This window comes from Pseudomonas defluvii (genome assembly GCF_001695625.1).
Taxonomy (GTDB): Bacteria; Pseudomonadota; Gammaproteobacteria; order Pseudomonadales; family Pseudomonadaceae; genus Aquipseudomonas; species Aquipseudomonas defluvii.
Map to the genome: position 1 here is coordinate 20,365 of NZ_MBPN01000018.1, position 22,091 is coordinate 42,455.

Genomic DNA, 22,091 nt, shown 5'->3' on the forward strand with positions numbered 1-22,091 from the left:
CAGGTTCACTCCGACATTCCACCGCTGGATGCCGTCTGGAGAGCCTGTGATGAGTAAACAAGAAAAATACGCCAACCTGAGTGAATCGGCTCAGGTCGATCAGCAGTCCGTGCAACCTTTTACCCGTTCGCGCAAAATTTATGTCGAAGGCTCGCGCCCTGACATTCGTGTGCCGATGCGTGAAATCAGCCTGGACGACACGCCGACCGACTTCGGTGGCGAGCCTAACGCTCCGGTGCTGGTCTACGATACTTCGGGCCCTTACACCGACCCGAACGTGGTGATCGATGTGCGTAAAGGCCTGGGCGACGTGCGCTCGGCCTGGATCGAAGCCCGTGGCGACACCGAGCGCCTCGACGGCCTCAGCTCGCATTTCGGCCAGCAACGCCTGAGTGACCCGGAGCTGACCGCACTGCGTTTTGCCCACGTCAAAAACCCGCGTCGGGCCAAGGCCGGTGCCAACGTCAGCCAGATGCACTATGCGCGCAAGGGCATCATCACGGCCGAGATGGAGTACGTTGCCCTTCGCGAAAACATGAAGCTGCAAGAAGCCCGTGCCGCAGGCCTGCTCAACCAGCAGCACGCCGGTCACAGCTTCGGTGCCAGTATTCCGAAAGAGATCACCCCGGAGTTCGTCCGCGAGGAAATTGCCCGTGGCCGTGCGATCATTCCGGCCAACATCAACCACGTTGAACTGGAACCGATGATCATCGGGCGTAACTTCCTGGTGAAGATCAACGGCAACATTGGCAACAGTGCCCTGGGCTCGTCCATTGAAGAAGAAGTGGCCAAGCTGACCTGGGGTATTCGCTGGGGTTCGGACACTGTCATGGACCTGTCAACCGGCAAGCACATTCATGAAACCCGCGAGTGGATCATCCGCAACTCGCCGGTTCCGATCGGTACCGTGCCGATCTACCAGGCATTGGAGAAGGTCAATGGTGTCGCCGAGGACCTGACCTGGGAACTGTTCCGTGACACCTTGATCGAGCAGGCCGAGCAGGGTGTGGACTATTTCACCATCCACGCCGGTGTGCTGCTGCGTTACGTGCCACTGACCGCCAAGCGTGTGACCGGTATCGTCAGTCGTGGTGGTTCGATCATGGCCAAGTGGTGCCTGGCGCACCACAAGGAAAACTTCCTCTACACCCATTTCGACGAAATTTGCGAAATCATGAAGGCCTACGACGTCAGCTTCTCGCTGGGTGACGGCCTGCGTCCGGGTTCGATTGCCGACGCCAACGACGAAGCGCAGTTCGGTGAGCTGGAAACCCTTGGTGAACTGACCAAGATCGCCTGGAAACACGACGTTCAGTGCATGATCGAAGGCCCTGGCCACGTGCCGATGCAGTTGATCAAAGAGAACATGGACAAGCAGCTGGAGTGCTGCGACGAGGCGCCGTTCTATACCCTCGGCCCACTGACCACGGACATCGCTCCTGGCTATGACCACATCACCTCCGGTATCGGTGCGGCGATGATCGGCTGGTTTGGCTGCGCCATGCTCTGCTATGTGACGCCCAAAGAACACTTGGGCCTGCCGAACAAGGATGACGTCAAGACCGGCATCATTACCTACAAGATCGCCGCGCATGCTGCCGACCTTGCCAAGGGCCATCCGGGGGCGCAAATCCGTGACAATGCCTTGTCCAAGGCGCGCTTCGAGTTTCGTTGGGAAGACCAGTTCAACCTTGGCCTGGACCCGGACACTGCACGCAGCTTCCATGACGAAACCCTGCCGAAGGATTCGGCCAAGGTCGCGCACTTCTGCTCCATGTGCGGGCCGAAGTTCTGCTCGATGAAGATCACTCAGGAAGTGCGCGAGTACGCCGCCAACCAACGCATCGAAGCGCTGGATGTATCGGTCGAGGAAGGCATGCGTGAGCAAGCCGAGCGGTTCCGCCAGGAAGGCAGCCAGTTGTACAAAAAGGTCTAAGGACATCCTGGGGCGGCGCGCCATGCGCACCGCCTCGCAACCAGGCCAACCCCTACAGACACTGCACATGCCGGTGCCTGTGGGGGTTGGCTTGGCCGCAATGGGATTCAAACGACTACCTGACTCTCTCCCTGTCGAGACCATCGCCGTGAGCACATCCAGCCACTACTCCCCCGACCATCCTGTTCCCAGTCATCAGCGTACCTTCGGTGCACGTGACCTGTTTTCCCTGTGGTTTTCCCTTGGCATTGGCCTGATGGTGCTGCAGACCGGCGCCTTGCTTGGTCCGGGGCTGGGGCTTGCGGGTGCGTTACTGGCGATTGTCCTCGGTACGGCCGTGGGCGTGTTGTTGCTGGCGGCGGTCGGCGTCATCGGCAGTGATACCGGCCTCTCGGCCATGGCCGCTTTGCGGTTGAGCCTGGGGCGGCAGGGGGCGGCCTTGCCGGCACTGTTGAACCTGCTGCAACTGATCGGTTGGGGCGCGTTCGAGATCATTGTCATGCGCGATGCCGCCAGCTTGTTAGGGGCGCGGGCGTTCGGTGACGGGAGCCTCTGGGCCGGTCCGTTGCTTTGGACGCTGTTCTTTGGTGGCCTGGCGACCTTGCTGGCCGTCAGTGGCCCGTTGACCTTCGTACGGCGGATCCTGCGCAAGTGGGGCATCTGGTTGCTGCTGGGTGCCTGCCTGTGGCTGACCTGGAACCTGTTCGCCAAGGCAGATCTGGCCAGCCTCTGGCAACGTACGGGAGATGGTTCGCTGTCATTTGCACTGGGCTTTGATATCGCGATTGCGATGCCGTTGTCCTGGCTGCCGTTGATTGCCGACTACTCGCGTTTCGGTCAGCGTGCTTCGCGGGTGTTCGGTGGCACGGCGCTCGGCTTTTTTATCGGTAACTTCTGGCTGATGAGCCTGGGCGTAGCGTACACCCTGGCATTTGCCCCAAGCGGTGAAACCAATGCACTGCTGTTGGCCCTGGCCGGTGCTGGCCTGGGCATTCCCTTGTTATTGATTTTGCTCGACGAGTCGGAAAACGCGTTTGCCGATATTCACTCGGCCGCTGTTTCGACAGGCCTGCTGCTGCCCTTGAAAGTCGAGCATCTGGCGTTGGTCATCGGCCTGGTGTGCACACTGATCGCGTGTTTTGCGCCACTGGCGCAGTACCAGAACTTCTTGTTGCTGATTGGCTCGGTGTTTGCCCCGCTGTTTGGCGTCGTGCTGGTGGATCACTTCATCTGGCGCCGCCGCCGTGCGGACGTCAGCATACGGGCACTGCACTGGGGGGCATTGCTGGCCTGGTGCGGCGGTGTGCTGATCTACCACCTGCTGGCGAATTACTACCCTGAAGTCGGCGCAACCCTGCCGGCATTGCTTTCGGCAGGGTTGTTGTACGGGCTCTCAGCGGGGGTATTCAGCCGCGGCCAGGAAAAAGCTCCGGCTTGAGGATGCCGTTCAGGCGCGGGTAAGGGATCTTCAGCTCAGTGTGGCCCATGGAGTAGGGCGCGATGGTGTAGACCTCATATTTGAGCACCAGCGCGCCGTACGTCAGGGCAATGTGTGGGGTCTTGCGGAAGGGCCAGGTTTGCACGAACTCCGGGTCCTGATCCATCTTGACGCTCGCCAGCCAGCTCTTGTGAGCCAGTTGCGCTTGCTGCCAGAAGGCTTCCTCCTGACCAGGCAGGAGCATGTCCTGCAACGTCAGTACCTTGTCCTGTTGGCGCGAGTAGTTGATGAAGCCGCGCCCGGGCATACCGTGGGCACCGCCGGTGTCCAGGTAGCTGGACAGTTCAATGATCACCAGTCCGTCATGCTGTTCACGTACCTTGGCTTGCAGGTAGCTGCTGTTGCGGCTTTCTGCGTCACGCAAAAACTGTTCTTCGTAGGCTTTGAGCGAGGCAGGCAGTGCTGTGCGGTTGTTGTCCTGGGTCATTTGCAACAGGCGCCGCTCGACGAGTGCATCCAGCTTTGGCTGTGCCGGGAAGTGAATCGTGTCGATGTTTACCAGCGGGCAGTCGGTGTTGTTGCAGCCTGGCTTGATGTGTTCCCAGGCCTCGCGTTTGACCTCCAGTGGCGTACGCATGTTGGGCTGGAACACGCTTTGGCAAGCGCCCAGCGCCAGTGCCAGTACGGCCACGGAAGTCAGTTTCGCAAGCGTCATGATGGTCCCTGTAAGGCTAAGGTAATCGGGCTTTGACCGTCGGCGGCGCCTTCGGTTCGCCACTAAGCTGAATAGACCAGCGGGCTGCCTATCCTCGCAGCCTCGCCGGTATCTTTAAAGAGGTGAAAGCTGGCCGAGTGCGCGTTAGGATGGCGCCAAGCGGTACACCGAAGCAATGAGGATTTCCATGACAGACAAGGCTAGTGCTGTGCCCAGCGCCGTTGAGATCGTTCAACGGGACAACTGCTACAAGGGCTTTTACCGGCTCGATAAGGTGCGCCTGCGTCATGAGCTGTTCGCAGGCGGCATGGGGCGGGAGATAAGCCGTGAGCTGTTTGTGCGTCACGATGCCGTGTGTGTGCTGCCGTACGACCCGCAGCGTGATGAAGTAGTGCTGATCGAGCAGTTTCGCGTCGGTGCCATAGGCAAGGTTGAGAACCCTTGGCTGATAGAACTGGTTGCTGGTCTGATCGATAAGGACGAACAACCGGAAGAAGTTGCACACCGCGAAGCCGAGGAGGAAGCTGGCCTGAAGTTCACTGCCCTGTGGCCCATGACGCGGTATTTTCCATCGCCGGGCGGCAGTGATGAGTACGTTCATTTGTACCTTGGCCGTTGCAGCAGCGTGGGGGCGGGTGGCTTGCACGGTTTGGAGGCTGAGGGCGAAGATATTCGCGTGAAGGTCTGGGCATTCGAGGATGCCCTTCAGGCCGTGCGCGATGGGCAAATCATCAACGCGGCAAGCATCATTGCCTTGCAATGGTTGGCGTTGAACCGCGATGAAGTCAGGGGGCTATGGTCGTGAATCTGTTGCGTGAGCGCTATCGGGTCGATCTGGTGGGCTTGCAGGCTGCCTGCGAGGCCAACTATGCGCGCCTGATGCGGCTGTTGCCGGACATGCGCAACACCCAAAGCTCGCGCCGTATCGGTATGACCCAGGGCGACCAGATGCTTGGCGTTCTGGTGCTCGATGTTGTCCTTGCCTGTCCTTACACCACCACGCTCCGCGTACGTCAGGAACACAGCCTGCCCTGGTTGCCGGTGCCGCAGTTGGAGGTGCAGGTCTATCATGATGCGCGCATGGCTGAAGTGGTCAGCGCTGAGCATGCCCGACGCTTTCGCAGCATCTACCCTTATCCGAACACGCAGATGCATCAGCCGGATGAAAAGGCTCAGCTCAACCTGTTCCTCGGTGAGTGGCTGAGCCACTGCCTGGCCTGTGGACACGAGTTGGCGGCGGTACGTTAAAAATGTGAAGCCGGTCGTGTAACGGGTTTGCTCCGACGTTTCGTCGCCACCATAATCGTGCCGAATCCGCCCCAGGAGCGAGCCTTGCAGCCTCAATCGACTTCCACCAGTGATGCCTCAGTGCTACTGGTCCAGCTTTCCGACAGTCATCTGTTTGCCGATGAAGGCAGCACGCTGCTTGGCATGAACACCGGTGACAGCCTGCAGCGGGTCATCGGGCAGGTGCTGAACGAGCAGCCACGTATCGATCTGGTGTTGGCAACGGGCGATCTGTCCCAGGACGGTACGCAGGCGTCCTACGAGCGGTTTCGCCAGATGAGCGAGCAAATTTCTGCACCGGTACGCTGGTTGGCGGGCAATCATGACGAGCCCTTGCCCATGGCGCAGGCCGCGCAAGGCTCGGATGCGCTTGAACCGGTCATGGATATCGGCGCCTGGCGGGTCATTCTGCTCAATTCGGCGGTGTCGGGTGCCGTGCCAGGCCTGCTGGCCGAGGATCAACTGCAATTGCTTGAGCAGGCGCTGGCCACGGCGCCCGAGCGCCATCATCTGGTCTGCCTGCATCATCATCCGGTCTCGATTGACTGCGCCTGGTTGGCGCCGATCGGCCTGCGTAATGGCGATGCCCTGTTCGCCGTACTTGAGCGTTATCCACAGGTCAGGGCAGTACTCTGGGGGCATGTCCATCAGGAGTGGGATGAACAGCGTGGTGACATTCGTCTGCTCGCCTCACCGTCCACCTGTATTCAGTTCGAGCCAGGCAGCGAAGACTTCACCGTAGGTGCACAGGCGCCGGGGTACCGCTGGTTGCGACTCCACGGCAACGGTCAGATCGATACCGGCGTGTCCCGTGTCAGCGATTTTGCCTTCACGGTGGACTACGGTAGCACGGGTTACTGAGTACAAAGTGTTGCGAAGTCTCCAAAGCTGATCCAACGCCCGCCGGACACGCTAAACTGCATGCTTTTGCGCCCGCAGTGCGGGCCATGTCGATGCGCGGGGGTGGTATGTCGGGTTCGATTCTTTATATCCACGGGTTCAATAGCGCGCCGTCATCGAAAAAGGCCACTCAGTTGGTGGCGGTCATGCAGCAGCTGGGCTTGGAGGAACAGCTTCGGGTTCCGGCGCTGCACCACCATCCCCGTGAGGCAATCGCGCAACTGGAAGCAGCCATCGCCGAACTCGGTGCGCCATTACTGGTCGGCAGCTCACTCGGCGGCTACTATGCGACCAGCCTGGCCGAGCGCCACGGTCTGAAGGCCCTGTTGATCAACCCGGCAGTCAATCCGCACCAGTTGTTCGACGGCTACCTGGGTAGCCAGCAGAACCTCTACACCGGTGAAACATGGGAACTGACGGTCGATCATGTGCATGCATTGGCCGAACTGGAAGTGGCCCCGCCACGCGATGCCGAGCGCTTCCAGGTCTGGTTGCAGACCGCTGATGAAACCCTTGATTATCGCCGTGCCGAAGCCTTCTACCGGGCATGCGCCTTGCGGATCCAGGCAGGGGGCGACCATAGCTTCCAGGGCTTCGCCGAACGTTTGCCGGCCTTGCTGAACTTTGCAGGAATTGCGCCGAAACAGTATCAAGCGCTCGATTTTTCTGTATTTTGATTGCTTATTTTTACCTACGAATGACGACGAGAACCCATGGCCAATCCCAGCGCTAGCGCCTATAACGCAGACGCCATCGAAGTCCTCTCCGGCCTTGACCCTGTGCGCAAGCGCCCGGGCATGTACACCGATACCAGCCGGCCGAACCACCTTGCTCAGGAAGTCATCGACAACAGTGTCGACGAGGCCTTGGCCGGGCACGCCAAGTCGGTTCAGGTAATCCTGCACGCCGACCATTCTCTGGAAGTCTCGGATGACGGTCGTGGCATGCCGGTGGACATCCACCCTGAAGAAGGGGTCAGCGGGGTCGAGCTGATCCTGACCAAACTGCACGCGGGCGGTAAGTTTTCCAATAAGAACTACCAGTTCTCCGGCGGTTTGCATGGGGTCGGTATTTCGGTGGTCAACGCCTTGTCCAGTCAGGTTCGGGTCAAGGTCAAGCGTGATGGCAACGAGTACCAGATGACCTTCGCCGACGGCTACAAGGCCAGCGAGCTGGAAGTGGTCGGTACGGTCGGCAAGCGCAACACGGGTACCAGCGTCTACTTCGCGCCCGATCCAAAGTACTTCGACTCGCCGAAGTTCTCCATCAGCCGCCTCAAGCATGTGCTCAAGGCCAAGGCGGTGTTGTGCCCGGGGTTGCTGGTCAGCTTCGAGGACAAGGCCAGTGGTGAGAAAGTCGAGTGGCACTACGAAGACGGCCTGCGTTCCTACCTGGTCGACTCGGTCAGCGACTACCTGCGTCTGCCGGACGAACCGTTCTGCGGCAGCCTGGCCGGTAACAAGGAAGCCGTGGACTGGGCCTTGCTGTGGCTGCCCGAAGGCGGCGACAGCGTTCAGGAAAGCTACGTCAACCTGATCCCGACCGCTCAGGGTGGTACCCACGTCAACGGCCTGCGTCAGGGCCTGCTCGACGCCATGCGGGAGTTCTGCGAGTTCCGCAACCTGCTGCCGCGCGGGGTCAAGCTGGCCCCCGAAGATGTCTGGGAGCGCATTACCTTTGTGCTCTCGATGAAAATGCAGGAACCGCAGTTCTCCGGGCAGACCAAGGAACGCCTGTCCTCCCGCGAGGCGGCTGCGTTTGTCTCCGGCGTGGTCAAGGATGCCTTCAGCCTGTGGCTCAACGCCCACCCAGAGCTGGGCATGCAACTGGCCGAACTGGCGATCAGTAACGCCGGGCGTCGCCTCAAGGCGAGCAAGAAGGTTGAGCGCAAGCGTGTCACTCAAGGGCCGGCCCTGCCCGGCAAGCTTGCTGACTGCGCCGGGCAGGACCCGATGCGCGCTGAACTGTTCCTGGTCGAGGGTGATTCGGCAGGCGGCTCGGCCAAGCAGGCACGGGACAAGGAGTTCCAGGCGATCCTGCCGTTGCGCGGGAAGATCCTCAATACCTGGGAGGTCGATGGTGGTGAAGTCCTGGCCAGCCAGGAAGTGCACAACATTGCAGTCGCCATCGGTGTCGATCCAGGTGCCAGTGACATGAGCCAACTGCGTTACGGCAAGATCTGCATCCTGGCCGACGCCGACTCGGACGGCCTGCATATCGCCACCTTGCTGTGCGCGTTGTTCGTTCAGCACTTCCGTCCGCTGGTCGAGGCGGGCCATGTCTACGTCGCCATGCCACCGTTGTACCGGATCGACCTGGGCAAGGAGATCTACTACGCCCTCGACGAGGCGGAGCGCGATGGCATTCTCGATCGCCTGGTCGCCGAGAAGAAGCGTGGCAAGCCTCAGGTGACCCGCTTCAAAGGTCTGGGTGAGATGAACCCGCCACAGCTGCGCGAAACCACGATGGACCCAAACACCCGGCGCCTGGTTCAACTGACCCTGGATGATTTCGCGCAAACCAGCGAGATCATGGACATGCTGCTGGCCAAGAAGCGTGCGGGCGACCGCAAAAACTGGCTGGAAACCAAAGGGAATCTGGCCGAGGTCATGGCTTGATTCGTTCGCTGTTGGCGAGCGTGCTGCTGCTTTTCGCCTTGCCGACGCTGGCTGCGCCCTGGCCGGAACTGACACTCCAGGCCGAGCATCCTGTCGACGGCATGCGTGGCGGCAACCTCTCGGGCCTGGCCTTGTGTGGCAAGGACCTGTGGGCGATTTCGGATCGTGATGATGACCTGCTGTACCGCCTGGACACCTCGGCGCCCGTCTGGCAGTCCATCGCTAGCACGATGGTGTTGCCCCCTGCGCCGAACAGTGCATTGCCTTGGGGAGTGCGCATGCGTAATTGGGCTGCGTCCTGGGTACGGGGTGGCTCGATTGATTTCGAAGCCGTGAGCTGTGACGCCACTGGCAACAAGTACCTGGTCAGCGAGGCCCATGCGGCCGTACTTCAGGTGCCGGTTGATGGTGTGCCAAACTGGTTGAAAATTGACCCCGGCGTTATTCGTCAGGCCCGTGGCAGTGGCATGCTGCTGCACTTCAATGCCTTGTTTGAGGGGCTTGCCGTCAACCCGTCCGGTGACCGTATCTGGCTGGCTGCCGAGCGCGAAAGGCGCGGTCTGCTGTTGATTAAACGACAGCAGACGACCTGGGACTGCAATGGCGGTTGTGTATTGCTCAGTGAAGGCGGGGCTGAACTTCAGCCGGAGCAGATGCCCAACGCGAAAGCCTGGGAGCGTGATTTTGCCGACCTGGCGTTGTTCAATGACAAGCTGTTCACCCTGGAGCGCAATGCGTTTCGAATCTGCCGCCGAGACCCCGCCACGGCCGTGGTCGAGCGCTGCTGGTCGTTTGCAGCTGAAGCCTTGACGGAGCCGCGTCGCTATTCACAACCCTTCGGCCTGGCTGAAGCGTTGGTGATCGACGCTGAAGGTGCCTGGGTAGGCCTGGATAACAATGGTGGCAGCCGTGCGGATGGCGAAAGCCGCCCGATCGTCTGGCGTTTTGCTGCGCCCAAGGACGGTTGGAGCGCCAAGCCATGAGCCAGGCCCCGGGCAAGCGTGCCGGTCGGGTGTTCCTGATACTGGCGTGGGCCGCCGGTCTGTTTCTGGCGACACGCTTTTTCGGGCAGTGGGAGCAGCGTCAGGAAAACCCGAACAAGGTCGTCAGTTCGGTGCGGGGCGAGGATTACATCGAGGTGCAACTGGTCGGTAATGGCCAGGGTCACTTCGTTGCCGATGGCCAGATCAATGGTCAGGCGGTGCATTTTATGCTGGATACCGGGGCGACCGATGTGGCCATCCCCGAGCGTCTGGCAACCCGGCTCGGTCTTGAGCGCGGCGCTCCGGTCACCCTGAGCACTGCCAATGGCCGTACAGAGGGTTACCGCACGCGGCTGGACGAACTGCAGTTGGGCGATATTCGCTTGCTCGATGTGCGTGCCCTGGTGGTGCCGGGGCTAGGCGGCGAGCAGGTGCTGTTGGGCATGAGTGCCCTGAAACGACTTGAATTTACCCAGCGCAGCGGCACCTTGCTGCTGCGCCAGACCTTGAAATGATGAGGCCCGCATGAGCGACTCCCTTGATCTCAGCCTCGATGGCGTAGAGCGCCGGTCACTGGCTGACTTCACCGAACAGGCCTACCTCAACTACTCCATGTACGTGATCATGGACCGTGCGCTGCCACATATCGGCGATGGCCTGAAACCGGTGCAGCGACGTATCGTCTATGCCATGAGCGAGCTGGGGCTGGACGCTGACGCCAAGCACAAGAAATCGGCACGTACCGTTGGTGATGTACTCGGCAAATTCCACCCCCATGGCGATTCGGCCTGTTATGAAGCCATGGTGTTGATGGCCCAGCCGTTCAGCTACCGCTACACACTGGTCGATGGCCAGGGTAACTGGGGGGCACCGGATGATCCGAAGTCCTTTGCCGCCATGCGTTACACCGAGGCACGCCTGTCGCGTTACTCCGAAGTACTGCTCAGTGAGCTGGGCCAGGGTACCGCCGACTGGGTGCCGAACTTTGACGGCACCCTCGACGAACCTGCCGTGCTGCCAGCACGTTTGCCGAACATTCTGCTCAACGGTACCACCGGTATCGCAGTGGGCATGGCGACTGACGTGCCGCCCCACAACCTGCGCGAAGTGGCCAGTGCCTGTGTGCGGCTGCTCGATGAGCCGAAAGCGACCGTCGAACAGCTGTGTGAGCATATCCAGGGCCCAGACTATCCGACCGAGGCGGAAATCATCACGCCACGGGCCGACCTGCTGAAAATCTACGAAACCGGTCGTGGTTCGGTGCGCATGCGCGCGGTCTACCGCATCGAGGATGGCGATATCGTCGTTACCTCGTTGCCGCATCAGGTCTCCGGCGCCAAGGTGCTGGAGCAGATCGCCGCGCAGATGCAAGCCAAGAAGCTGCCGATGGTGGCCGATCTGCGGGACGAATCTGACCATGAAAACCCGTGCCGGATCGTGATCATCGCCCGCTCCAACCGGGTCGACCTCGACGAGTTGATGCAGCACCTGTTTGCGACCACGGATCTGGAGTCCAGCTACCGGGTCAACATGAACATCATCGGCCTTGACGGTCGCCCTCAGCTCAAGAACCTGCGGGCGCTGCTCAGCGAGTGGCTGGAGTTCCGGGTTGGTACTGTGCGTCGTCGTCTGCAGTTCCGCCTGGACAAGGTCGAGCGGCGCCTGCACCTGTTGGAAGGTTTGCTGGTGGCGTTCCTCAACCTGGATGAAGTGATTCATATCATCCGCACCGAGGATCAGCCGAAGGCTGCGCTGATCGCCCGTTTCGGCCTGACCGAAACCCAGGCGGAGTACATTCTCGAAACCCGCCTGCGCCAACTGGCGCGGCTGGAAGAAATGAAAATTCGCAATGAGCAGGACGAGTTGGCCAAAGAGCAGGCTCGCCTGATCGCCTTGCTGGGTAGCGAATCCAAGCTGCGCAAGCTGGTGCGCACGGAACTGATCAAGGATGCCGAGACCTACGGCGATGATCGCCGCTCGCCGATCATCGAGCGTGCCGAGGCCAAGGCCCTCTCGGAAAACGAGTTGATGCCGACCGAGCCGGTTACCGTGGTGCTTTCGGAGAAGGGCTGGGTGCGTTGCGCCAAAGGTCACGACATCGATGCAACGGGGCTTTCCTACAAGGCCGGCGATGGTTTCAAGACTGCCGCTGCGGGGCGTTCCAACCAATTCGCGGTATTCATCGACTCGACAGGCCGCAGCTATTCGGTGGCGGCTCATACCCTGCCGTCGGCGCGGGGGCAGGGAGAGCCGCTGACCGGCCGACTGACACCGCCGCCAGGGGCTACTTTTGAGTGCGTGCTGCTGCCTGACGATGACGCGCTGTATGTGATCGCTTCCGATGCCGGCTATGGCTTTGTGGCCAAGGGCGAAGACCTGCAGGCCAAAAACAAGGCGGGCAAGGCGCTGCTCAGCTTGCCCAATGGTGCCAAGGTCATTGCGCCGCGTGCGTTGGCCGACCGTGAGCAGGATTGGCTGGCAGCCGTCACGACCGAAGGTCGGTTGCTGGTGTTCAAGGTCAGCGACTTGCCGCAGTTAGGCAAAGGAAAGGGCAATAAAATCATTGGTATTCCAGGTGAGCGGGTTGCTAGCCGCGAAGAGTACGTCACTGATTTGGCGGTCGTTCCTGAGGGTTCAACCCTTGTATTGCAGGCCGGCAAGCGTACCCTGTCTCTCAAGGCTGATGACCTGGAGCACTACAAGGGTGAGCGAGGGCGGCGCGGTAGCAAGCTGCCACGTGGTTTCCAGCGGGTTGACGCGTTGCTGGTCGAGAGCCTTGGCTAGTGTGCTCGTGGGCCGCATACCCGGCTTTTTTGGTCGGGTATACGGCACAAATGCTGGAGTCACGCCGCATATTCGCGGATGATAGGCGCCTTGTGGTGCCCAGGTAGTTGGGTGCCCGAGTGAATTTATGTGTATCACTGCGGTGAGCCGAGTGGCGACCGCCTGGATGGGATGATGACTTTTCTGCGCCTTCCATTTGTTCTACTGCTGGCAGGGGTATTGGGCCTGGCTGGCTGTAGCATGCATCAACCGGTTGCGCTGTATCAGCTCGACGATGGTCAGCCTGAGCAGCCTAAACAGGCGGGCGGCATGGCCGTTGTGCTGGGGCCGGTGTCGGTTGCTGATTACTTGCAACGTGAAACCTTCCTGCAGCGTCAGGCGGATGGCAGCCTGACTGCTGCTACCGATGGTCGTTGGGCAGGCAGCCTGTCGGCTGACATCGATCAACTGCTGGTACGTCAGTTGGCCTGGCGTCTGGACAGCCATCGCGTCGTGCTGGCGCCGGCCACCTCGGGTTTCAGTCCTGACGTGCAAGTGCTGCTGTCGATCACACGTCTGGATTCGGGCGTGCATCAGCCTGCCATTCTGGATGCCCAGTGGCGTTTGATTGACCGTCGTGGCAAGGTTCGTGACAACCGTATCATCCACCTTGAGGAACGGCATCTGGGCAGTTCTGCTGATCAGGTCAAGGCTCAGGGTGTGTTGCTGCAGCGATTGTCTGAACAGTTGAGCGCTGCGCTCAAACCGCTGGCCAATCAGCCGCCTGTGGTCGAAGAAACACCACGCAAGGCTGCTCCTGTGCAGGTGCGCAAGGAGGGGCCTGAAAAGTCGAAGATCCCGCTGGCTTCGCCAATCCGCACCGAAATGGAAGTGTTCCGCTTCTGAAGAACGAGCCCGCAGTGATGCGGGTTCCGGCTGTCGATGCTGCGCACTTACGGGTGCCCGTGCTGACGCCATCGCAGGCAAGCCTGCTCCCGCAGGGATGTAGCGTTCTGCGCGGCCCCCTGTTGGCTTGCCAACGATGCAGGCGCTGCGCACTTACTGACACTCCGCCAGCGCCATCGCAGGCACTCCCACAGAATGCAGTGTACTGCGCGGACTCCTGTGGGAGTTGGCTTGCCAACGATGCAGGCGCCGCGTAATCACTGGCGCCTGCGCTGACGTCATCGCAGGCAAGCCTGCATCGGTGGGTGGGCTAGTTCTTGACGCGGCTTTCGTGCATGCGTGCCAGTTGGCGTTCCAGCATCGATGGATAAGGTTCCATCAGTCGTTCGACGCAGCAGGCCCCTTCAGGGCTGGCGATCGGGCGAATGCGGGCGCGCTGGCGAATCAGGGCGTCGTCGCTGATCTTGCGTTCGACCAGTAACAAATTGCGGCTGTGCTGGGACAAGGCCAGGGCATCCTGGGCCTTTTCGGTCAGCAGCAGGTCGATCTGGCTCAGGCCATGCAGGCCTTCACCCAACACCAGACCCAGCTGCAGTTGCAGGGTGATGCCGCTGTCCGCGACCTCGATCTGCAGTGCATGGCCGAGTGCGCGCAGCAGTTCGCCGCAGCAAATGGCGTTGGTCAGGTAGTCGTCACCGCTGTCCTGGCGGTGGAACAGCATCAGGGTGCTGCCGTCATTGAGCGTCTGCACTTCGCCTTCATACAGCGAGGCGGCCTGGTCGAGGCAGTCGCGGTAGCGTTCCAGCAGTTCAGTCAGGCGCGCGCGTGGTAGGCGACGCAGTTGTTCCTGCGAGCCCAGTTGTATGGCCAGAACTGCACTGGCCTGCGGTGGGCGTGCAACTGCTTGCGGGGCCGGGCGGGCGACGTCGGTGTCATCATGCAGGTCGGCGAACGCCTCGTCGTCCTCGTCCTCGTCCACGACAGCTCGGACGGTAGGGCGTGCAATGGCTGGGGTTTCGTCAAAGCTTGGGTCGCGCAGATTACGCACTTCAAATGTCGGTTCGTCCGCCTCGCTTTCCAGCAAGTCGTCATCCTCTGCTTCTGGCTCTACCTCACGCGGCGGCGGCGCGAAGCGGGCATGCAGTTGGCGCGCCAGGTCGCCAATCTCGTCCTGGCGCTCAGTGGCCGGGGTGAATTCATTCAGGTCACGCAGCCATACGCGCAGTTGCAGCAGCGGCGTGGAGATGAAACGCCCCAGACGAAGGCTCAAGGCCAGTGCCAGTGCCAGCAGGATACCGGCCAGAATGCCCATGCTTTGCAGGCTGATGGTCAGCGGTTGCTGGAACTGGCTCATGTCCAGGCTGATGCGCAGTTGCCCTGCCGTCACGTCCTGGAAGGTGATTTTGGTCTGGTAGAGGCCTTCCGCTTCGCCCAGCAGGCCGTTTTTCGGGCGCTGGCCAGCCTCGGCCAGAATCCGGTTATCGACGCTGTAGATGGCCGCGTGGGCCACCAGCGGGTTCTTCACCAGGTTGCCCAGCAGCACGTTGAGACTGAGGATGTCGTTGGACACCAGCAGTTCGGTAGCCGAGGTGGCCGTCTGGGTCGTCAGGCTCTGGCCCAGGGCATCAGCCTGTTCATGCATGGCTTCCTTGAACTGCAGGCCCATCACAACGGCATAGATCACCAGTGCCAAGGCGACCAGGAAGACGTTATGGCAGGCGATCCGCAGCGCCAACGGTACTCGGCGCTGGCGCAGGGCACGAAAGATCAGCAGGAAGAAGTTGTCGGTTTTTACAGGCGTAGGCCGGTTCACAGAGCGCGGCTCTTTATGTCGGTTAAGTTGCTGCGCAGTATAGCGAGCAGCTACAGGGCGGCAAAGTATCGGCGGTGCCCGATAGTCAGTGAAAGTCGGTAGAATGCGCTTTTTTTCAACGAGTCGGAGCCCGTCTTGCGCGAAATCGTCCTGATCAACATCACTGGTGAGGACCGTCCGGGTCTCACCGCCGCCATCACCGGTGTCCTGGCGAGGAGCGGTGTGAACATCCTCGATATCGGTCAGGCGGTGATTCATGACACCCTGTCCTTTGGCATTCTGGTCGAAATTCCAGAAAGCGAGCATGCCTCTTCGGTCCTCAAGGACATCCTGTTCGCTGGCTACGAGCTGGATCAGCAGGTGCGTTTTACGCCGGTTTCCGAAGCCGATTACCAGGCCTGGGTAGAGGGTCAGGGCAAGCCACGGCATATCGTTACGTTGCTGACCCGCAAGGTAACCGCTGAGCAAGTGCAGCGAGTGAGCGCGATTACCGCGCAATACGGCCTGAATATCGACCACATCGACCGTCTGTCCGGCCGCGTTGCGTTGGATACGCCGGTGGAAAAGAGCAAGGGTTGCATCGAGTTCTCGGTACGTGGCGAACCCGCCGACCCCCAAGCCCTGCGCGCCGAATTTCTCAGCGTGGCTCAGGAACTGAACGTCGACATCGCTTTCCAGCAGGACTCGCTGTTCCGCCGTAACCGTCGTCTGGCGGTATTCGACATGGACTCCACCCTGATCGAAGCCGAAGTCATTGATGAGTTGGCCAAGGCTGCGGGTGTGGGTGAGCAGGTCTCGGAGATCACCGAGCGCGCGATGCGCGGCGAGCTGGATTTTCGGGCCAGCTTCAAGGAGCGCCTGGCGTTGCTCAAAGGGCTGGATGTCAGCGTGCTGGATGAAATCGGTGCGTCGCTGCGTTTGACCGAGGGTGCCGAGACCCTGTTTGCCGAGCTCAAGCGCCTGGGCTACAAGACCGCCATCCTGTCCGGCGGCTTCACCTACTTCGCCAAGCAGTTGCAGGCCCGTCTGGGTATTGACTATGTCTATGCCAACGAGCTGGAAGTCGTCGATGGCAAGGTCACCGGTGTGGCGGTAGAGCCGATTGTCGATGCACAGCGCAAGGCTGATCTGCTGACCGAGCTGGCACGCAAGGAAGGCTTGCAGATGGAGCAAACCATTGCCGTGGGCGATGGTGCCAATGACCTGCCAATGCTGGCCATTGCAGGGTTGGGTGTTGCGTTCCGGGCCAAACCGCTGGTCAAGCAGTCGGCCAAGCAGGCGATTTCGACATTGGGCCTGGACGGTGTGTTGTACCTGCTGGGCATGCGTGACCGCCACGGTCGTGGCTGATCACGCTGCTGGTTAGCCCCGCATGACATGCGCCCCGGCCTGGGGCGCATGTCTGTCTGTAGCGTCAGGCTTGTGCAGGCAGTGCCAGGCCTTGGCCCATCCGTACAGCAGAACCTGCTGTCAGCTCTTCAGCCCATTTCACTTGATCCTGACCGAACAGCACGATAGCGGTCGAACCCAGTTTGAAACGTCCCAGCTCCGCACCCTTCTCCAGGTGGATCGGCGCACGGGCGGCGTCGTCGTAGCGGAAGGTTTTCAGCTCGCGCTTCGGCGGTGTCACCAGGCCCGCCCAAACGGTTTCGATCGATGCCACGATCATTGCACCCACCAGCACCACGGCCATCGGGCCACGTTCGGTGTCGAACAGGCAGACCACGCGTTCGTTACGGGCAAACAGCTCCGGTACGTTTTCGGCGGTAGTCTGGTTGACCGAGAACAGGCGACCCGGTACGTAGACCATCTCGCGCAGTGTGCCGGCCAGTGGCATGTGCACGCGGTGGTAGTCCTTCGGCGACAGGTAGATGGTGGCGAACTGGCCGCCCATGAACGGCGCAGCAAGTGCTGGATCGCCGCCCAGTAGTTCCAGGGCGCTGAAGCTGTGGCCTTTGGCCTGGAAAATGCGTCCGTGCTCGATAGGGCCGAGCTGGCTTACAGCGCCGTCGGCTGGGCAGAGAATCGCCCCTGGAGTTGTGTCCAGTGAGCGTGCATCCGGTTTCAGCGCGCGGGTGAAGAAGGCGTTGAAGTGCTCGTAGGCGGTCACGTCTTCGACCAGTGCTTCACTCATGTTGACCTGGTAGCGTTTGGCGAACCATTGGGTGAACGCATTCTTGAACCAGCGCACGCGGCACTCGGCAATACAGCCTGCCAGGCGCGAAAGCAGGTGATGCGGCAGCAGGTACTGGCTGATGATGAACAAGCGGGATTTCATTGGGTTTCCTTAAACTTCTACAGGCGTGTCCGGATGGTTGCCCCATTCGCCCCATGAGCCGGCATACGCCTTGACCCGTGGGTAGCCGAGGGCCTTGGCCACCAGGTAGGTAAAGCCGGAGCGGTGATGTGTCTGGCAGTGGGTAACCACTTCCTTGTCTTTGCTGATGCCCAGTTGCTCGAGGATCTGCGGCATGTCTTTGCGGATACGCAGGGCGTTGTCGGTGTCCATGCCCTTGGTCCACTCGAAATTGACCGCGCCGGGGATATGTCCGCCCTTGGCGGCGAGGACCTTTTCACCGCTGTATTCCAGTTGGCTACGCGCATCCCAGATTGCCAGGTCGGCTGCGCCGAGGCGGCTTTGCAGGTATTCGCGGGTGGCTGTCGGTGCGTCGTTCAGGCGCAGGCTGACCGGGCCGCCAGCGCTGGCCGGCACATCGGTGGACAGGGCCAGGCCTGCCCCATGCCAGGCATGCAGGCCACCATCCAGGTAGTGGTAACGCGTGTGGCCGATTACGTCCAGCAGCCAGATGAAGCGCCCGGCCCAACCGCCACCTTCGTCGTCATACACGACATAGACGGCATTGGGGTTATGCCCGAGCTCGCCGAACAGTTTTTCCAGGTCAGCTTTGGCCGGCAGCAAGCCTGGCGCAGGAGGCTGACCCAATTGCGTGCGCTTGGGATCAACGAAGCGCGCCCCCGGGATATGTCCACTGCCGTAGCGGTTGACGCTGGTCAGGTCGACCAGAATCAGCTCCGGGGCCTCAAGGCGAGCCTGCAGGTCAGCGGGCTCGATCACCAGGGGCAAGCCAGAAAAGTCAGTCATCCAGGGTCTCCACGTCGAAAGAGAGGGGGCGATTGTAGCGCATGGGTCAGGCACTGCGATTGCTGAAGTTGTTCAGGGCGCGTTCGATGCATTGCGCGGTCTTGCCGAAGGCTTGCACGCTGATTTCCGAGAAGGGCGCGCCGCCTTGGTCGGCCACCAGCAGCATGACGACCCGGCCATGGCTCGACAGCGAGCGCAACAGCACGTGACTGCCCTTGAACAGGCTGCGCAGGCTGGCCGGCAACAGTGCAGAAAACTGCGCGTTGTTTTCCGGGGTCAGGCGCAGTTGGGCTGACTGAGCCAGCAGGCGTTGCAGCACTTTGCTCTGATCGATCTGCAGGTTCAGGCTGGCAGCCTCTTTGGCCAGGCCGGCAATTTGATGAACGCGCAGGTGGGTCAGGTTCTTGTCGGTCATCAGTAGCATCACCCGCTGCATGCCGCAGGCGAGCAGCGCGTCCCGGGCGTGAGTCGTCAGGTGCATGGCGTTGGTGAAGGGGCTGGGTTCGGCCAGCAGTTCGGCGCAGTACTTGCGCCAGGCACCCAGTGCCTCGGTTGACGGCGGCGCCGCTGGCAACAGGCCGCGCGGGATACGGCGTGCCTCCCACGGCCAGATCAATGCTTCCGCCGGGTGGAACAGGTCGGCGTCTGCGTGGCTGCGGGCACTGCTGGCGGCGTGTTGGTGAATCTGCTGCTGTACCGCGTCGAGAGGTTCTTGCAAGTACAGGCTGATCAGGTACTCCCAGCGAACGTTGTGCGGGCTGGTCCAGGCCACCTGGGCCGACAGCGCCAAGCCATTGGCCAGTAGCACCGTGTTGGCCGGCTGGTTGAACCAGCGTCGCAAACCGGGATCATCGTCCAGTTGCTGTTGTTGATGCAGCGGGTCGTCATCACGCGCAATGTGGGTGACCTTGGCCAGCAGTTCGCGCTCCTCCTGCAGCAAGTGATAGCCCTGAGTGACCCAGTTTGGCAGGCGCCAATGATTGGCCAGGGCCTGGAAGATGGCGAGCAGGCGCACACCGAACAACTCGTGCTCAACGGCTGTTGATGACTCGCTCTTGTGGACAACCCGCACTTCCCATTCTTCAAGCAACTTGGGGTAAGTGATTGCCAGAGGCCAGAGCGGTGACAGGAACAGCAGGCTGCCCCAGTGGATTTCCTGCCATAGTCGCGCCAGTCGATTGGCGAAGAGGCCATTGGCTTGCGTGCAGGCATGCTGGCTGACCATCTGCAACTGCCGCAGGGGTTGCGGGATCTGCGCCTGATCCAGGGTGGGCAAGCGCTCAAGCAGTTCTTCGGTGCGCTTGAGGCCCAACCTGTTCAGGGCGATTTCCAGGCTCTCGGCCGGTTCACTCATGCTCGAATGAGTGTGTTGATTGGCCTCGCGGATCACGCTCAACACCAGCGCTGGGCTGCCCTGCATCAGCTCGGCAATGTCACGTAACGAGCTTCGGTTGTCGCTGATTGCCGCACGAACCCGTGCATGGCTGTCGCGGGGTACCGGAAGGCGAGCGCTGTCTAGAAGCCTGACCCAGGCATCGAGTGTTTTTGGGGTTTTATTTGGCACGATAGTTTCATTAGGCATGCTGTAGGGCGCCTGAACTGGCTTTTCGCCTTGACTGGCTATAGTCTGGCGCAGAAGTGCCGATAAGTAGAAGAAGAGTTTTCGAGCTTCCGCCCCCCCCCGACCCTGACCACGACAGTAAGTGCTTTAAACTATGGCTAAAATTATCGGCATCATCGTCGTATTCGCGAGTGTGCTTGGCGGATATGTGCTTTCTCACGGCAAAATCGCTGCGTTGATTCAGCCTTTCGAAGTGCTGATCATCGGGGGTGCTGCATTCGGTGCGTTTTTGCAGGCCAACCCTGGCCATATGACCATGCACGTGGTCAAAAAATCGTTGCAGATGTTCAGCACGCGCTTCACGCACACCTTTTATATCGAGGTGTTGGGCCTGGTCTACGAGATCCTCAACAAGAGCCGTCGTGAAGGCATGATGGCGATTGAAGCCGATATCGAAGACGCGGCGGCCAGTCCGATTTTTGCCAAGTACCCGGCTGTGCTCAAGGATGAACGCATGACCGCGTACATCTGCGACTACTTGCGCATCATGTCTACCGGCAACATGGCTCCTCACGAGCTGGAAGGCCTGTTCGACATGGAATTGCTGAGCCTTAAGGAAGAGCTTGAGCATCCGTCGCACGCGGTGACGGGTATTGCCGACGGTATGCCGGGTTTCGGTATCGTGGCTGCCGTACTGGGTATCGTGGTGACCATGGCCTCGCTGGGTGATGGCGATCAGAAATCCATCGGTCTGCACGTGGGCGCGGCGCTGGTCGGTACCTTCTTCGGTATTCTCGCGGCCTATGGTTTCTTCGGTCCACTGGCCAATACGCTGCGTCATGACGCCCGTGAAGAACTCAATGTCTACGAGGCCATCAAGGCTTCGCTGGTCGCCTCGGCGTCGGGCATGCCGCCATCGCTGGCTGTCGAGTTCGGTCGCAAGGTGCTGTTCCCGTCGCATCGTCCGAGCTTCGCTGAGCTGGAACAAGCGGTTCGCGGTCGCTAAGCCATGGAGAACAATCAGCCCATTATCGTCAAGCGCGTCAAACGCTTTGACGCTGGCCATCACGGTGGCGCCTGGAAGATTGCGTTCGCCGACTTCGCGACGGCGATGATGGCGTTCTTTCTGGTGCTCTGGCTGCTGTCGACGGCCACGCCGGAACAGAAGCTTGCCATCGCAGGTTACTTCAAGGACCCGATAGGGTTCTCTGAAAGTGGTACGCCGTACATTATCGACCTGGGCGGTTCGCCTCAGTTGGCCCCTGAAAAGACTATCAACCCTGAGGTGAAGTCCGAGCCAACGCCTGACACCAGCATCCAGCTGGATAAGGACAAGGTCGAAACCATGGCCGAACAGGTTGAGCGTGAGCGTCTGGAGTTGTTGCTGCAGGAACTGCAAAACAAGGTCGAAGAAAACCCGCAGCTACAGAAGTTCAAGGATCAGATCCTCTTCGAGATTACCCAGGACGGCCTGCGTATCCAGATCATGGATGCGGAAAACCGGCCGATGTTCGATTTGGGCAGTGCGCGCTTGCAGCCTTATTTCGAAGATATCCTGCTGGCCATGGCCGATACGATCAAGGCCGTACCGAACAAGATCAGCATCAGTGGCCACACGGATGCCAAGCCGTTCGCCGGTACGGGTGATTTCGGTAACTGGGAGCTTTCTGCCAACCGTGCCAACGCCGCTCGGCGTGCGCTGGTGGCGGGCGGTTACCCGGACACCCAGGTCGCTCGGGTAGTGGGTTATGCGTCGTCGTCGCTGTTTGATCGCGCTAACCCGTTCAATCCGGTTAACCGTCGTATCGACATCATCGTGCTGACCAAGAAGGCCCAGCGTGCGATGGAGGGTGAGCAGGCGCCTGCCGCGCCGGATGGCGCTCAGCCAGGTGGTGCACCGGTTTCGCCGGGCGGCTCCAGCGGTGCTACTGCACCAGAGCCCGAGCCCATGCAGCCACATGAACTGCGCCAGAAGCTGAACATCTTCGAGGATGGTGTGTTGAAGATGGACGAGCCGGGCAAACGTTAAGTCCAAGGTACTCAAAACGCCCGCGCAGAGCGATCTGCG

Annotated in this window: 19 protein-coding genes; 14 read left to right on the forward strand and 5 right to left on the reverse strand. The window is 60.7% G+C overall.

Translation table 11 applies throughout. The features are described from left to right. Positions 1-49: 49 nt before the first annotated feature. A complete protein-coding gene (thiC, locus tag EKA13_RS07320; protein WP_065758729.1) occupies positions 50-1,936 on the forward strand; it encodes a phosphomethylpyrimidine synthase ThiC in 1,887 nt (628 codons plus the stop codon). Between the two features lie 100 nt (positions 1,937-2,036). Further along, complete coding sequence (gene cytX / locus EKA13_RS07325) at positions 2,037-3,374, forward strand: putative hydroxymethylpyrimidine transporter CytX (protein ID WP_425415165.1); 1,338 nt, start codon at positions 2,037-2,039, stop codon at positions 3,372-3,374. Here the strand turns inward: cytX and EKA13_RS07330 are convergent. Next, positions 3,343-4,089, reverse strand: a complete 747-nt coding sequence (locus tag EKA13_RS07330; RefSeq protein ID WP_065758730.1) for an RsiV family protein — start codon at positions 4,087-4,089, stop codon at positions 3,343-3,345. The two genes, cytX and EKA13_RS07330, sit on opposite strands and share 32 nt — an antisense overlap. A gap of 187 nt (positions 4,090-4,276) precedes the next feature. Here EKA13_RS07330 and EKA13_RS07335 point away from each other — a divergent pair, with 187 nt between their 5' ends. The 9 genes from EKA13_RS07335 to EKA13_RS07375 all read left to right on the forward strand — a co-directional run bounded on the left by EKA13_RS07335 (position 4,277) and on the right by EKA13_RS07375 (position 13,546). Continuing rightward, positions 4,277-4,894 carry an NUDIX domain-containing protein gene (locus EKA13_RS07335; protein WP_065758731.1) on the forward strand — a complete coding sequence of 206 codons (618 nt, stop codon included), beginning with the start codon at positions 4,277-4,279 and terminating at the stop codon, positions 4,892-4,894. After that, complete coding sequence (locus tag EKA13_RS07340) at positions 4,885-5,337, forward strand: DUF1249 domain-containing protein (RefSeq protein ID WP_065758732.1); 453 nt, start codon at positions 4,885-4,887, stop codon at positions 5,335-5,337. The genes EKA13_RS07335 and EKA13_RS07340 overlap by 10 nt, the downstream gene beginning before the upstream one ends. 84 nt (positions 5,338-5,421) lie before the next feature. Then, the gene (gene cpdA / locus EKA13_RS07345) at positions 5,422-6,237 is read left to right on the forward strand and encodes a 3',5'-cyclic-AMP phosphodiesterase (RefSeq protein ID WP_065758733.1); all 816 of its coding nucleotides are present in this window, start codon (positions 5,422-5,424) and stop codon (positions 6,235-6,237) included. A gap of 107 nt (positions 6,238-6,344) precedes the next feature. Then, a complete protein-coding gene (locus tag EKA13_RS07350; RefSeq protein WP_065758734.1) occupies positions 6,345-6,953 on the forward strand; it encodes a YqiA/YcfP family alpha/beta fold hydrolase in 609 nt (202 codons plus the stop codon). Between the two features lie 36 nt (positions 6,954-6,989). After that, on the forward strand, positions 6,990-8,894 hold the full coding sequence (gene parE / locus EKA13_RS07355; RefSeq protein WP_065758735.1) for a DNA topoisomerase IV subunit B: 1,905 nt from the start codon (positions 6,990-6,992) through the stop codon (positions 8,892-8,894). Continuing rightward, complete coding sequence (locus EKA13_RS07360) at positions 8,891-9,877, forward strand: esterase-like activity of phytase family protein (protein WP_065758736.1); 987 nt, start codon at positions 8,891-8,893, stop codon at positions 9,875-9,877. Before parE ends, EKA13_RS07360 begins: the two co-directional genes overlap by 4 nt. After that, positions 9,874-10,392, forward strand: coding sequence for a retropepsin-like aspartic protease family protein (locus tag EKA13_RS07365; protein ID WP_065758737.1), 519 nt, complete (start codon positions 9,874-9,876; stop codon positions 10,390-10,392). Before EKA13_RS07360 ends, EKA13_RS07365 begins: the two co-directional genes overlap by 4 nt. Before the next feature lie 10 nt (positions 10,393-10,402). Next, a complete protein-coding gene (gene parC, locus EKA13_RS07370; RefSeq protein ID WP_065758738.1) occupies positions 10,403-12,661 on the forward strand; it encodes a DNA topoisomerase IV subunit A in 2,259 nt (752 codons plus the stop codon). Positions 12,662-12,835: 174 nt separating this feature from the next. After that, complete coding sequence (locus EKA13_RS07375; protein ID WP_065758739.1) at positions 12,836-13,546, forward strand: PqiC family protein; 711 nt, start codon at positions 12,836-12,838, stop codon at positions 13,544-13,546. Positions 13,547-13,856: 310 nt separating this feature from the next. Here EKA13_RS07375 and EKA13_RS07380 read toward each other — a convergent pair whose 3' ends face one another. Next, on the reverse strand, positions 13,857-15,359 hold the full coding sequence (locus tag EKA13_RS07380; RefSeq protein ID WP_065758740.1) for a HAMP domain-containing protein: 1,503 nt from the start codon (positions 15,357-15,359) through the stop codon (positions 13,857-13,859). Positions 15,360-15,494: 135 nt separating this feature from the next. Here EKA13_RS07380 and serB point away from each other — a divergent pair, with 135 nt between their 5' ends. Next, positions 15,495-16,709 carry a phosphoserine phosphatase SerB gene (serB, locus tag EKA13_RS07385; protein ID WP_065758741.1) on the forward strand — a complete coding sequence of 405 codons (1,215 nt, stop codon included), beginning with the start codon at positions 15,495-15,497 and terminating at the stop codon, positions 16,707-16,709. A gap of 64 nt (positions 16,710-16,773) precedes the next feature. Here serB and asd read toward each other — a convergent pair whose 3' ends face one another. From asd to EKA13_RS07400, 3 genes are read right to left on the reverse strand one after another with little or no spacing between them, the layout of a single operon-like run. Beyond that, positions 16,774-17,637 carry an archaetidylserine decarboxylase gene (gene asd / locus EKA13_RS28095; RefSeq protein ID WP_065758742.1) on the reverse strand — a complete coding sequence of 288 codons (864 nt, stop codon included), beginning with the start codon at positions 17,635-17,637 and terminating at the stop codon, positions 16,774-16,776. A 9-nt stretch (positions 17,638-17,646) separates the two neighbouring features. After that, positions 17,647-18,462: a rhodanese-like domain-containing protein gene (locus tag EKA13_RS28100; protein ID WP_065758743.1), complete on the reverse strand. Its 816-nt coding sequence runs from the start codon at positions 18,460-18,462 to the stop codon at positions 17,647-17,649. Positions 18,463-18,508: 46 nt separating this feature from the next. Beyond that, the gene (locus EKA13_RS07400; RefSeq protein ID WP_065758744.1) at positions 18,509-20,044 is read right to left on the reverse strand and encodes an HDOD domain-containing protein; all 1,536 of its coding nucleotides are present in this window, start codon (positions 20,042-20,044) and stop codon (positions 18,509-18,511) included. 133 nt (positions 20,045-20,177) lie between these two features. Between EKA13_RS07400 and motA the strand changes: the two genes are divergently transcribed. Both motA and motB read left to right on the forward strand, forming a co-directional pair. Continuing rightward, positions 20,178-21,029, forward strand: a complete 852-nt coding sequence (gene motA / locus EKA13_RS07405) for a flagellar motor stator protein MotA (protein ID WP_065758745.1) — start codon at positions 20,178-20,180, stop codon at positions 21,027-21,029. A gap of 3 nt (positions 21,030-21,032) precedes the next feature. Then, a complete protein-coding gene (gene motB / locus EKA13_RS07410; RefSeq protein WP_065758746.1) occupies positions 21,033-22,052 on the forward strand; it encodes a flagellar motor protein MotB in 1,020 nt (339 codons plus the stop codon). Positions 22,053-22,091 lie beyond the last annotated feature (39 nt).